This window comes from Edaphobacter sp. HDX4, from assembly GCF_036877565.1.
Taxonomy (GTDB): Bacteria; Acidobacteriota; Terriglobia; order Terriglobales; family Acidobacteriaceae; genus Edaphobacter.
In genome coordinates, this window is sequence record NZ_JAEDXW010000018.1 from 109,227 (window position 1) to 122,148 (window position 12,922).

Below are 12,922 nucleotides of genomic sequence, written 5' to 3' on the forward strand. Positions count from 1 at the left end.
CGCATCGGCCCGCTGAGGTGGATGGCGAAATACGCAGGGCGGCTGAAGACAGGGAGGAGGCCGTGATACGTATCATGAATTGTGGAAGACCAGGAGGGTTCTTATGCACGATGGTCGGCCTTAGCTTTAGGATTGACTTCGTTAGAGAGGAAGGAAAATCAAATTGATTAAGTTAGAGGGGTTTGATGACCTGAGTCGAAAACTTGAGGATCTGGCCGATAGGGCTGAATCACTGCATGGCACACAACAGGTGCCTCTGAGCGAGTTGTTGACTCCGGGCTTTTTGGCGAAGCACACACGTTTCTTGTCGGAAGACGAGATGTTTGAAGCAAGCGGCTATAAGGTAGACACTGCCGGAGATTTTGAGAAGATTCCCGATGAAGATTGGGATGAATTTATCAGGCAGAACACCCCGTTTGCCGCCTGGAGTGACATGCTTTCTGCCGCTGCAACGGAATGGACCCGGAAGAGACTTGGATTCGACGGCGATGAATCGTAGCCGCTCTTGTTGTTGACCTACGCGAGCGCACGCTTCATGCTTGGGGATACGCTGTAGACATGTTTGTCAGAAAGCGTGTTGGAGACCTTAAGCCAACCGCGTGACGCAAACAAATCGAGAACATTCTCCACAATAAACGGGGCGATCTGTGTCGATTCCGTAATTGTTAAAGCCGATTCCATTCCTTCATTCAGTACCGCCAAGGCGACTTTTCGGATCTTTTCCTCGATTTCCGGCAGATTGGCGCGAGCGAAAACCATAAATCCGTTCAATGTTGGTTGAATCACGCCGATCCCGCGAGGCATTCCACCCAGCAATCGCTTGATTTTGATGTATCCCTGCTCTTCAAGAATTTCCAACGAATCGAGCATTGCTTCCTGCGACAGGTCTTCCAACCTTGATGCAAACTCCTCTGGGCTCCAAATAGGGTGGTTTCGATCTACTGCATCCTCGTAGATCGCACGCAGGACTCGCGTGTCCGATGGATGAAGCCCGGGGATTGGGTGCTCCTTTAGGTAGTCGGGGGATTTTCCTAACGCGGGTTTGTCTCGATGACCAAAAATGCCAGCCACAACTCGATCGAGTTGTGGCCCATAGTTGTTTAAGTCTGGAACCGGCTCCCAAACAAGTGACCTTAGCGCTTCTGGGACTTCCGCACTATCAAGCACGATCGGGATTACTTTGGTCTGCCGCGTGATTCGGTTGACGATGGCTGTATTGAGTTCCTCGCGGACCCATGGTTTTGTAACGCTCACGGCAGAGATCACTATCAATACGGCTTCAGCCTCTTTAAGGCCTTCTTCGAAAAGCTTGTCGACGAGACTGTCTCCGGGCAAAATTTCCCACCTGTCCAGCCAGACGTCGATTCCCTTTGATCTGAGGGCGGTCGCAAAGGCGACCACAAAACGCTGTTTATCTTCGCTGGCATGGCTGAGAAATACTTTGGGCGCGGGTATATTGCTCTGGGTCATCGTAAATACCTTTTATCTCGCAAGCCTTATCTTCAAGATGTAAAGACGGAATGAATGGGTCGTTTTGCCTTCTACTCAACGGCCTGCATCTTTCGCGGCCTTATCGACCCAATCCGAAAAGCGATCATGATTCCACTTGTAAACCTTGCCGTAGTTGCTTATCCACTTCGGTCCATGTTCTTCCTGATTAGGAAGTAGAATCCCGAGGATACCCTTGCCGAGCTCTATGCTCTGATCCAACTCATACTTGCAATACTTACGTTTGTGGGTATCTTCTCCGATCAAAAAGCATGTGACGCTTGTGTTCTCAAGGCCCTTGTCGATCAGTCGTTTGATTGCAGCATCGCCTTTCTGCTTGGCCTCTTCCCAAAGAGACTTGTCATAGAACCCCGTGCTCTTGGTAGGTTTGAATTGTCCCGACATCCGAACAATATTCGCGTTCATGATATCGGCGTAGTGGAAACTGAAAAATACGTGACGTGACATAAGCTCCTCCATGGAGTTCGTTGAAGTTTTAGTAGGCGGCGTTGATCACGATTTGGGCCAGACGACTGTAGTCAAGATCGCTGGCAAAGGACTCGTTGATGGCCTCGGATTGACCGTTTAAAGCCACGCGATCCGCAGGAGTCATTCTGCTTATGATTTCGCTCGATCGGCCACCAACTGAACCGAAGATGAAGACGGGCAGCCGTCTTTCACGCGCGATGGCAACCTCTTCATCTATTCCAGGAATATGCCCACCGCGCGCCGTCTTTCCCCCAATCACAACCAGGGCGCTGGCATGAGGGTCGTTGAGCATTGCCCGGCGCATCGCAGTGAGACTTTGAGCCCTATCGCCACCGACGGGGTCGGTTGCGAAAACTTCCGCGTTCTTCTGGAACTCTCCGACGGCAGCCTCTGTAATGAAAAACTTCGAAACGTACATCCGAAGAGCTTGTCGAAAATCATCCGGACGAACTCTCTTCGCCAGATCGAACATCATGAACTGGAGGGTCGGGTGAGCACCGAACGACAGACTGGCGCCTGCCCGCAACGCCACCTCCGCCATCGCATGAACGGCAGCCGTCATGTTTTGCTGGAACTCCGGTTCACAATCAGGAAAAGCTCCAGAGATGATGATGCGTTTGGGACCGTGCATCTGAGGCTTTGTCACGCGCTCAATCTCGGCGACATAGTCGCTTATGGAATCGGTGTGAATGCCTGCGTCGTCAAATCGAGGAACAGGTCGAGGAGGTATCGCAGCGAGCAAAATAGCGCTGTCATAGTGGTGGCCATGTTGTGGATGTGCTTGGTAGCCACCTGCTTCCGCACAGTCCGTGAACTCGCGAATATCTTGTCTGGTTGGCGTTCGGCCAAAGAGTTGGAGGAGATGGGTCAACGGACGCTGTTTATAGCGGGTTTGGGTTCGGGGGAGAGTGAGGCAGTACAGCATTCTCTGAGGGTCAACCTGTCTCAGTTGAATGCCGTTTTGATTGGCGATGTCCCGCAGGCGTAAAAACTCACTAAAGAGACGGTCGACATAATCCCGGTGATGGATTCGCGCTGCTTCGTGGACTATCTGCTCGATTGTTTCAACAGGAATCTCTTGAGTAAGCGGGTCAACGTCGTTCAATGTAAAGTGAGGTAGGTCGGCAGGTTTGACTTCCAGGGGAGCACGGTCCTCTTCCGAACCGACTCTCACCCAAACTATTGGAAGACCGAATTGCAGCGCTCCGCGCAGCTCTTTTGCGATCCAAGGCGATTCACCGGCCTTTGGAGTGTCCAAGAAGATCACTGCATCGCTTTCGGCGAGGCGAGCGTCGATTACCTCCTGAGCATCCTCCCCCATCCGTACGTCGTAAAGATCGCGAAATGCTGCATCAGTGCTCGTTGTCCGCAGGCGGGTAAAGGCCGCGGTGAGGTCTTCGCCGTCTAAGCGTCTATGGCTCAGAAACAGGTGCATTGGCTCGGTGACAAGGGTTGGCTTTAGTATCGAAAGGAGCTGGCGTGCGAACACTTTCGCAATGGTCTCGACCTGGGACGCGCTCAATGCTCGTTGGCGGAGTTGCTCGACAAGATCAAAGCTCTGGGCAGTTCCTGCGGCCGCTGGAGGGCGACGTGCCTCCGCCGAGATTGCAACGGGCAGCACTTTCACGCCTTGCCGGACAGACTTCTGCAGGAACTGCGTTACTGGCCCCAAGTAGTCCGCGTCTTCCCGGTTGAAGATCACTACGGCATCGCCGGCATCCGGTTCGGTCACCAGAAGCTGGGTCACGTTTCGCAAGATCGAAATGCCGATAAATTCCTGCAACGTGTCATGGATGGCGGCAAAAAACGCCGTCGCAACCGGTGAAGAGCGCAGAGTCAATTCAGGTGAAACGAGGTATGCGGTATTCATTTGTACACTTATCGTCCTACTGCCTTTGCGGCCTCTTCAACCCAACTCCCGAAGTTCTTGTAGCCGTCATTGCTAACCCAGTCATAAGTCTTGCCGACCTGGTAGAAATAGACGTCGTTACCATCTTTCTTGCCAAGGGAACCAAACGTAGTGTTGCCGGCAGCGTCAGTCTTTCCGGAAAAGTCCTTGATGTTGTGAAGGGTGACAGCTACTAGACCGTTCCCTCGCGCGTAACTTTCTTGAAGCTCGTACTGAACCCACGGTCGATTTGAGGTTTCCGGCCCAACAAGGACAACAGTGACAGATGTGCCCGAAAGCTGTTCGCCTATCCACTTCTTGATCGCAGCAGATCCCTGCCTTTCGAGGGTTTCCCAGGCGGCCTTGTCAACATAGCCAGCTGCATCGTCCCCATCTTTCGTAACCGCATGATTTCGCACAATTGCTGCGCGCTGTGCATCACGCTCATAGTGGAAGCTAAAGAAAACTTTTCGTGCCATGTCCGTTCTCCGGTGAGTGCGTTATTGAATCTCTGAAGTGCGTCATTCTCTGAACAAAAGAACAGCTAGGTACATCCTCGATGCACCTAGCTGCTGATTAGGCCTTTCGCCACTGGTCCGGTTTGCCGACGGAGGTGTGGCGAACTCGCTCCACGTCAGGTCTGGTGTTTGGGGCGATTTCTTTCGCTCGTTCGATGGCCTTTGCCTGCGTCGGCAAAATCGCACTCGCACGTTCAGCACCCGGTTTGACGACTGCGTACTCGTTTGCGGCTCGACGTTCCACGAAGATGTTGCCTTTTCCCATCTGGAATTCCTCTCTCTGCACCACGATCAAACGATACGGTTAATATCTTGATGCGTCAAGTTTCTTTATCCACATAAAAACTATGCACATCTTGAACTTGCTCTTTTACACTGACCACATGGGTATTTCGGGGTTCGAACGGCAGATTCGTTGGGGAATTGAACAAAGGCTGGAATTTATAGATTTCCGGCTCTTTTGGGAGGGCGAGATCAACCGTTCCGCTCTAACCCAGCAATTTGGGATCTCAATCCCGCAGGCGTCCAACGATTTGAAGCGCTACGAAGAACTTGCTCCTGGCAATCTGGCATATGACAAGAGCCAAAAGAGATATTTTTCCTCATTGGCCTTCAGGCCGCAGTTCCTTCCTCCAGACGCTGACCAATATCTAAATCGTCTTCGCGGCGTAGCGGATCATACGATCAGCCAGGGAGATGCTTGGTTTTCGCAGATGCCGTCGGCAGAATCCATGCCGCTTCCTCAAAGAAGGGTCGAAGCGAATCTTCTCAGAGCAATGTTGTATGCCATTCGCCGGAGCCGGTCGATTCGCGTTCTCTATCAGTCGATGAATTCAACTCGGCCTGAACCGTTGTGGAGGTGGATTAGCCCTCATGCATTTGCAAATGACGGTCTGCGTTGGCATGTGAGGGCTTATTGCCATCTGGACCGCAAATTTAAAGACTTCCTGCTACCTCGATTCTTGGAGGTAGATGGCGATGCTCCTCAAGAAGTTCCCGGGGACCTAGACAGACCTTGGCGAGAGTTTTTTGACGTTGTTCTCATTCCAAATCCCAAGCTTAGCTTGAATCAGCGAAACATCGTCGCGCAGGACTATTGCATGGAAGACGGCAGGATCTCGATTTCGATAAGGTATTCGTTTCTCTACTACTTCCAAAAGCGCTTACGGCTTGACGTTGCTCGCGCTCTCGACGATCCCAAGGAGACACCAGTCGTGGTTGAAAACCGTGAAGCCTTCGAAGTAGCCCTCAGAGAAGCGAATAAATAGATGCCTGCCCGTCCAATTCCCGCGCATGGCGTCTGTGAATGCAGGAATATCCATCAGCTTGAAAGAGATGCTGTAATTCACCGCGGCATACTTCGCATGTCACATCCCGAGACCTATTGCACTAGTTTCGACTGAGAGAGCTGTAGATTTTGTAACCGCATGGCTTAAATTCGACGCGAGTGAAGCTGCGGAATCAGTAAAAAGTTGCGCATCGTAGGCGGCACGAGAAACGGAGACATAGGCGAATCTTCCGTCGATTAAATCAGGATGAACATGGCTGTCGATGTTCACCAGAACGCGGTCGGCGGTGAGTCCCTGGGAGCTATGGCTGGTGACCGCATAGCCGTGATCGAAGTGCCGCATCTGGTTGGCATCGAACCTGACTGCTTTGCCGTTGTCCATCTTTACGGAGAGGTGGCCGTCTTTGTCAATGCGTTGCACGGTGCCAAGGTCTCGGTTGGCGACGCCAAGTTCTCTATTTGGCGCATTAAATTGAAGCCGATCCCCGATAGCAAACTCCCGCTCTAGCTCGCGGTACACATTCACGCCGTAGAGCCGCGCGGGATTATAGGAGACTGTTGCGCCGTCTTCTTTCTGAACAGAAAGGAGGTTGTTTTTGGGTTGGATTCCGATAATTTTCGTATAGCTCTGTCTTTTGATACCAATGTCGTTGCTGCCGCGTGGATAGTAGAGGACGTCACCCACTGAGTAGCGCGCGGCCCAGGTACGGTCGGCGCCGGTCATGTCGGAACCTGGAGCGAGTACCGGTATCGCATGGTCCTCTGACGCAACCGAGCCAAGAGCCTGCAATTCGAAACGAACCGCCTGATTGATCTGACGGCGCGAGGCGTTATCAGGGGAAACAATGATGGTGTTGTCTGGGCTGGCAGCATAGCTCCGCGCAATCGCCGCGATGCGCTGCTGCGGATCAGCGATCTCGGTGACGCGGCCCTGCTGTTCAAGGAGCGCCACGCCTTCGGCGATTTCGCCACGTGACAAATGCTCAACGGCCTTCAACAGCTCGGGAGCGTCCTTTTGACGCACGATCTGGTCAAGCTGGGTGGTATTCATCCCGGCATGGACCAATTGCTCGAAAGGTTTGCCCGCTTCGATGCCCTGGTGCTGGCGAGTATCTCCGATGAGCAACACACGGTCGCTGGATTCGAGCTTCGTGAGGAAGTCCCGCACCTGTTTGGTACTGGCCAGACTGGATTCATCAACCATGTACAGATGGCGGTCCGGGTTCGGCTGGCGGGCGCGGACGAGGAAGCTTTGTAGGGTGTCGGCGGAGATCCCGGCATCGCGGAGCTGGTTCGCAGCACGGGAAGTTGGTGCAAAGCCTTCGACAATGAAGCCGCGTTTTTCGGCGGCTTCACGCACCGATTTTAAGAGGGTCGTTTTCCCGACACCGGCCCGTCCCTCTAGCCCTTGCACCACATCGCGCGAGGTCAGAATCTCCTCGGCAGCAGACCGCTGCCCGGCATTGAGATGCCGCTGCACTTCGGTATGGGCGACAGCAGCTTGTATGGACATGATCTGCTCGGCGTGACCCTGCCCCTGTTTCATCCGGCTTAAGATCTCTTTCTCTGCGCGGATGGTGTCGGCGGTCGTGAAGCTCCGGCCCGAGTCGTGCTTCTGTCCAGACACAAGCCGGAACTCACCTGAGGCAATACGAGCCTCAAACCCGGCACGGACCTCCGAGTACGTCGTTTCACTCATGCCGCGCCGCAAGGCGTCGCGGTAGAGGTCGCGTTCGTCCGTGACCGCCTCGCGCTCAAAACTACGATCGCGAGCATAGGTGACGGCCTGCCGTGCAGCCTGTTGCGAACTCTCACGACCATGCTCCGGCACATACCGTTGAGCACGCTCCCGCGCCTCCTTCACAACTGTGTCGGCCTGGTTGCCGAACTCGGCGGCGATCTGCCGGTGAGCGGCCAGTACCTCGGCAGGCGAGTGGATTTCCTTGCGGTCACGGGTTGAGTGCGCGGCGATCTGTGCGGCCTCCGGCCCCTGATAGCCGGTCTTCTCCAGATGCTCCCGTATCTGCTGGCTGCGCGGGCTGGAAGCGTCAAGATATTGCTGAGTAAAGCCGCGAATTTCTGGAGCGCCACTGCGCCCCGGTTCAATTTCGTAGCCGAGATTGCGGAGGCGATAGGTCAATTCCGATTGATACACGGCTGTCGCAAACTGCTGGCTTGCAAATAATCCCTGGGGCTGGAGCGCGCGGGTACTACCGTCGCTGCGTTCGCTTACATTGAAAATCACGGCATGGGTATGGAGCTGCGGCGCGGCGTATCCATCTACGGGACGGGCGGTATCATGCTCGAACTTAGCAGCGACGAACTCACCTGTCGTCTCGGCGGGACGGTTGCCGCCGATGCGCGCCTGGGTGTATCGCTCCAACTCACTCAAGGCGACGTTTACGGCTTCGCCGTGCGCTTCGCGGATACGGTGATCCCCACCTACTAGAGCGGTGAGCGATACAGATTTCGGAGCTGAGAAAGTAGCGTCCCACCCGGCGCGATGCTCCACGGGTGCGACGGCTTTCCCATCCGCGCCGGTGTATTCCTGAACCGGGCGGTGGATGACGAGTTGCTCGGCGGTGAGAGGATGTTGGCCATCAGCTAGCCGCGCGAAGTGCTCTTCCTGCACTCCTCCGGCGAGGCCTAATTTTTCCGCCAATCTCCCGTGCCACTCGCCTTGTGCGCGGTCGTTATCCTTCCAATAGTTCTGTTCCGACGATGTGAACTCTTTGGCGTGATACGTCTGTGCCTGCGATGCCGATAGCGGCTTGGAGATGGTAAGCATGGTCAGTCACCCAGGGAAAATCCCGTCTCAATCGGCTCATCTTTGTTGGTATCGTCAACGCCAGGAGTCGCAATGTCCGCAGGCTTCGGCGGCTTCTTTGTCAGGGTCTTCGGCTCGAACGTGAGGTCGTCGTCCTCCAACGGGCGCGGCACGAAAGCAGGCTGGGTGGCGGGGACATTCCGATACTCGAAGGAGAATCTGGCGACATGATTTCCTAACTTCAGGAAGGCGTGCTTGTCGGGGAGCCCAGAGATTTCCGAGTCAAGGACCAATGGTTCGACCTGACGCTCGATACTGAAGTTGTTGCCTGCCCGCAGCCCGGTCGAATGGGTTTCCCGCAGCCGCTCAATCTCAATCCTGCCAATGGCATTCGATACCCACTCGGCGGCCTTCGGCTCCGTGGTTCTGAGAAAAATCTTGGTCGTCGGCTGGGACAGCATCACCTCAGCCAAGTGCCCGTAGATCATCTCAAGCTGGGCCTTGCCCTGGAAGCCAAGCACGAGCGGGTTCTTCGATTTGCGATTCTCGGTGATGGCGGTGTGGAGTTGCGGCAAACGCTGCAAACTCGCCAGCTCATCCAGCACGAACCACACTGGATGCTGGCTCTCTTTCGGTTCGTTCAGGAGACGCAATACCAACAAGTCAATCCAGAGACTATGCAGCGGTCGCAGGGCCTCGCGCTCACTCGGCTTCGACGTAAGAAAGATCCATCCCTTGCGATGTTCCGCCCACTCCGTGGCGCTCCAATGATTCTTGGCGGTCTCCTTTTTCGGCAGCATTCTCAGGCTGTCCGCAATCAACCCAAGCGAGGCGAGGACGCCGTTCCGTTGTTGCTGCGCGCCCTTCGCAATCATCATGGCCATCTCCGTGTTTTGGACACGGCGGTCGATCTCATCGGGGTTCGCCATCCACTCGACCAACTCTTGGGGGCTCGGGCCGAACGTCAGCAGATGGGCAAAGATCTTCTGCGGAGTCTCGGTGAAAAACTCACCCTTCTTGTCCGTCGTCGGCTGGTACAGCGATGCGGCAATGGCCTTCGCTTCTGCCCGACGACGCAGCTCTTCGGACGGTCCCCAATAGGGGCAGCGAGCGTCTAGAGGATTCAGGATGATGTCTGTCTTTGGGTCGTAGAATCGCTGTACAAACTCACACGCAGGGTCGTACACGATGGCAGAGTGACCCCTTTCCCTGATCTGTAGGAGTAGCTGCATGATGAGTCGCGTTTTCCCTGTGCCGGTATCGCCCATCAGCTCGATATGCTGGCCCTCCGACCGTTGCGGAATACGCATGAGGTCTTTCGAATCCGTGGTTCGGAAGCCGATGCCATCGCCCCTTATGGCTCGATTGAACCCTTTGGGCGAGACCATAACTGGCCCTTTGAGCAAGCGTCCATACTTCATCTCTTTCAGCCGTTGAACATCCTTGCGAACGGCAAATGGGAGTTGGAAAAGGAAGAATGTCAGTCCGGACCACAGCGGCACACGGAAGATCGCCTGAAAGCTATCGCCGTCGTAAACGAAACGGCGCAGGTATTCGTGAAGAGGTCGATTCTGATACTTAGTTTTGGCTCCGCGATATAAGGAAACAAGTCCCGCCCGATGGGCTGCTTCCGTAAGCGAAAGAGGAATCGGCTTGCCGATAGGCTGCGGCGTAGAGCCCGGCTGCACGTCTGCTTCGGTGACGGGTCGGGCATGATGCTGACGATCGGCTACCGAGACAAGCTGGTAGTCGCTGCTCTGGCGTACAGTCCCAAGGAAACCCGTTTCGAGATAGCTGGGAAGGTAATAGCGTTGTAACGGACTCATCACGAAAGCCAGGTGGAGATAGATGCAGAGGCCGGCGCCGAAGAGCGAAACAAAAACTGTTCCGAAGCTGTAAACGGGATATTGAGGCGGCCGGACGATGGTCTCTTTGCGACCCCATTGTGTGTCGGTCATGGCTGTTCCGTAGTCCCTTCTGCGTAGCTGGCGAGCATGTCCGCCGCCGCTTTACGCTTGTTGGCTTTCACGTACCGGAGCATCTCCTTGAACTGCTCCGGCGTCATCTTCTCTCCTCGCAGAAGCGGCTCCAGTGTGTTGATGAGCAGAAGCCGAAGCGCCTGCACCTCCACAAACAGAGCACTTTCGTCAGTAGGCCGCGATCCTCGCGCTGCTGCCAGAAGCACCTCTCGAGACCACTCGCGAAGGTTCATCCCTCGGTCAGAAGAGACGCGTAGCAAAGTGTCTTCTTCTGCCTTGGTGAACCGAGTGGCGATGCTCTGGCTGCGAGGATCACGGCCCTTGATGCGTCGGAGACGCATCTCCATTTCCAGCGTGTTTGCAGGCATTGGTCATCTCCCAACGGGCATGTGAAGTCGGTTGCTAGTGGAAACGTGGAAATCGCCGCGACTCGGCAACCGCTGTGTTTTCTGCAAGGTTCCCGGTGGCACCGAATCGGTTCCAAACGCAACCCTGCGAGGGGTGGAGTGTCAATCTTCTTCCGGTGCGCAGCACCGTAGTGGCTCCGCCACCGATATAGCTGCGGGATCATGCCTTCGATCCCGCCACGATTGCCGGTACTTGTGCTGGCGGTGACGCTGCGGATACCGGCTTCTTCAAGGGCGGCTCCGCAGCATCGGCAGCTGGCGCTCTTCGGATGCGAAGCGTCGAAGAAACCTGCCTCGCTTGCGGCGTTTTGAGAAAGTCCTGAAAGTCTCGATCCTTTGAGAAGACATACGTAAGCGCCTGTTCCACGACATCATCTGCCGATGCGTGGATGAAGGCGGCGTACTGATCGACCTGCGTAGCGGTTGAGTCAGTGAGCCGGACAGAGGCGCTGACCTGGCGGGTTTGGATGACTTCGAGTAGTGGCATTGCTGTTCTCCTTTGGGGTGGTAAATCAGGCGACCTTGTTGCGAGCAATCATGCATTGCGCCGTGGCCGCAATCTCCCGCGCACGAGCGGAGCAAAGTGCTACGGGAAGCTCAGGCTTTCTGCGGCTCTCAAGCATGGCGATTACATCTGCGATGGATGTGCCTTCCATCAGCCAGAGACGGGCCGAGGCCATGTCCACGGTGCGCTGCGCGTAGTACGTTGGATTGGGCTTGTCGGAGCGGCGCGAAGCCAGCTCCAGAGTGAGCGTCACGGCGTCTTTGCCGTGGGCAAGCTCACGCGAGATCCAAGCCCAATCATGTTCGGAGTTGGTCTGCATATCGCGGCGTATTGGCTGTTGAGGGAGAGGCGGAATCATGCAGGCTTCGCGTCGGACATACAGGTGAAAGTCATCAGGCTGGTAGGTTGCATTGGAGAGGTACTCGACGGTGACGAGCTGCGCTGGATCGTACTTGCAATTCCTGAACCCCGGAATGCGAAGCACCCGGTTGCAGTCCGTGCAGGAGATGTCGCCGTGGAATGCCATCGCTAGGAGTTTGAGTGTCATCTCCTGCGTGTAGAAGTCGAAGTCCTCCACGCGCCACAAGACCTGGTATTTGCCTGCCGATGTCGAGACGATAACATTCGGCTCCGGCACAAGCTCGGAAGCCCGGAGCGAAGCGAGCCGGGCCTCTCCGTTCAGGTCGATGTCGATGTAGAGATGGCGAATGGAAGCGATGCAATTCTTAGTGCGCTTCCGGCTGCCGGAGAGCAGCGGATTGGCCGCCACATAGATATTCGCTCCATAGTGATTTTCATGAGCGAGCCAGCCACGGTAACGGTGCGCGAGCGCACGTTCCAAAGGAACGATGCGTTGCTGTGTCTTTGCGGTGTTGTCGTTGCGAAGCAAGAGAGCGATCGTGTCACCCGGAGCGAAGCAACGGGTAAGAAAGTCCTGGGCTGTTCCATTCATCTCGATACCTCCAATCCGCCCACTGCGTGCGCGATCCCACGGGCCTTTAGCAGCCGAAGAAGCCCGGCTGGATGCCGGACTCTTCGGAGAGGAGGAAGGGCCTATGCGGCCTCTTCCTCAGTGGATTCATCGTCGTCTTCCGCCGCCGCTTTCTGAGCCCGATCCAGCTTGAGAATCGAGTTCACCCGAATCTCCCAGATGGTCACTTCCGTGCCGGTCTTCGTGCTGTCGTACTTGCGGCTGCGCAGTTCGCCCTCGACCTGGATATGAGCGCCCTTCTTGAGCGTGGCGGCGAACTCTCCGAGCTTGCCGAAGACAACGCAACGGTGCCATTCGGTGTGCTCGATGTACTTGCCGTCCTTCTTGTAGGAGGACTTGGTTGCCAGCGAGAGAGTGGTAAGGCTGCGGTCATTGTTGGTGCGAACTTCTGCATCAGCGCCGGTGAATCCGATGAGGGTGACTTTATTTGAGTACATGGTGGTAATCTCCGCTTCGTTGAATTTCCCGTATCCTGCTCGGGTCACACTTGGCAAAGCCAGCGAGTGGGCCCGGCTCCCAAGTGCCAAGGAGTGCTTTCTTGGCGGGGCCCGAAAGAAGTTTGCGCGGTGTTCTTTGCCGCGGTTCTCAAACTTCTTCTGGGA

Annotated in this window: 13 protein-coding genes; 2 read left to right on the forward strand and 11 right to left on the reverse strand. The window is 55.5% G+C overall.

Features of this window, described 5'->3' with window-relative positions; genetic code table 11:
* Positions 1-163 precede the first annotated feature (163 nt).
* Entirely contained in the window at positions 164-499 is a 336-nt protein-coding gene (locus JAO29_RS16890; protein ID WP_334269426.1) for a hypothetical protein, read from the forward strand.
* A gap of 17 nt (positions 500-516) precedes the next feature.
* Here the strand turns inward: JAO29_RS16890 and JAO29_RS16895 are convergent, their stop codons facing one another.
* From JAO29_RS16895 to JAO29_RS16915, 5 genes are all read right to left on the reverse strand, one after another.
* Complete coding sequence (locus JAO29_RS16895) at positions 517-1,470, reverse strand: toll/interleukin-1 receptor domain-containing protein (protein ID WP_334269427.1); 954 nt, start codon at positions 1,468-1,470, stop codon at positions 517-519.
* Positions 1,471-1,545: 75 nt separating this feature from the next.
* A complete protein-coding gene (locus JAO29_RS16900; protein WP_334269428.1) occupies positions 1,546-1,956 on the reverse strand; it encodes a TIR domain-containing protein in 411 nt (136 codons plus the stop codon).
* A 28-nt stretch (positions 1,957-1,984) separates the two neighbouring features.
* Entirely contained in the window at positions 1,985-3,847 is a 1,863-nt protein-coding gene (locus JAO29_RS16905; RefSeq protein WP_334269429.1) for an SLOG domain-containing protein, read from the reverse strand.
* 8 nt (positions 3,848-3,855) lie between these two features.
* The gene (locus tag JAO29_RS16910; protein WP_334269430.1) at positions 3,856-4,344 is read right to left on the reverse strand and encodes a TIR domain-containing protein; all 489 of its coding nucleotides are present in this window, start codon (positions 4,342-4,344) and stop codon (positions 3,856-3,858) included.
* A gap of 97 nt (positions 4,345-4,441) precedes the next feature.
* Positions 4,442-4,648 (reverse strand): DUF2188 domain-containing protein, encoded by a 207-nt coding sequence (locus JAO29_RS16915; RefSeq protein ID WP_334269431.1) that lies wholly within the window; start codon positions 4,646-4,648, stop codon positions 4,442-4,444.
* Between the two features lie 82 nt (positions 4,649-4,730).
* Here JAO29_RS16915 and JAO29_RS16920 point away from each other — a divergent pair, with 82 nt between their 5' ends.
* Complete coding sequence (locus JAO29_RS16920) at positions 4,731-5,651, forward strand: WYL domain-containing protein (RefSeq protein ID WP_334269432.1); 921 nt, start codon at positions 4,731-4,733, stop codon at positions 5,649-5,651.
* A gap of 99 nt (positions 5,652-5,750) precedes the next feature.
* Here the strand turns inward: JAO29_RS16920 and mobF are convergent, their stop codons facing one another.
* From mobF to JAO29_RS16950, 6 genes are all read right to left on the reverse strand, one after another.
* Positions 5,751-8,459 (reverse strand): MobF family relaxase, encoded by a 2,709-nt coding sequence (mobF, locus tag JAO29_RS16925; RefSeq protein ID WP_334269433.1) that lies wholly within the window; start codon positions 8,457-8,459, stop codon positions 5,751-5,753.
* Between the two features lie 2 nt (positions 8,460-8,461).
* Positions 8,462-10,396 carry a type IV secretion system DNA-binding domain-containing protein gene (locus JAO29_RS16930; protein WP_334269434.1) on the reverse strand — a complete coding sequence of 645 codons (1,935 nt, stop codon included), beginning with the start codon at positions 10,394-10,396 and terminating at the stop codon, positions 8,462-8,464.
* The gene (locus JAO29_RS16935) at positions 10,393-10,785 is read right to left on the reverse strand and encodes a hypothetical protein (protein WP_334269435.1); all 393 of its coding nucleotides are present in this window, start codon (positions 10,783-10,785) and stop codon (positions 10,393-10,395) included. The genes JAO29_RS16930 and JAO29_RS16935 overlap by 4 nt, the downstream gene beginning before the upstream one ends.
* 199 nt (positions 10,786-10,984) lie before the next feature.
* On the reverse strand, positions 10,985-11,311 hold the full coding sequence (locus JAO29_RS16940) for a hypothetical protein (RefSeq protein WP_334269436.1): 327 nt from the start codon (positions 11,309-11,311) through the stop codon (positions 10,985-10,987).
* 25 nt (positions 11,312-11,336) lie between these two features.
* A complete protein-coding gene (locus JAO29_RS16945; RefSeq protein ID WP_334269437.1) occupies positions 11,337-12,281 on the reverse strand; it encodes a DNA-primase RepB domain-containing protein in 945 nt (314 codons plus the stop codon).
* A gap of 101 nt (positions 12,282-12,382) precedes the next feature.
* Positions 12,383-12,922, reverse strand: a 540-nt coding sequence (locus tag JAO29_RS16950; protein ID WP_334269438.1) for a single-stranded DNA-binding protein, incomplete at its 5' end; no start/stop codon positions are given.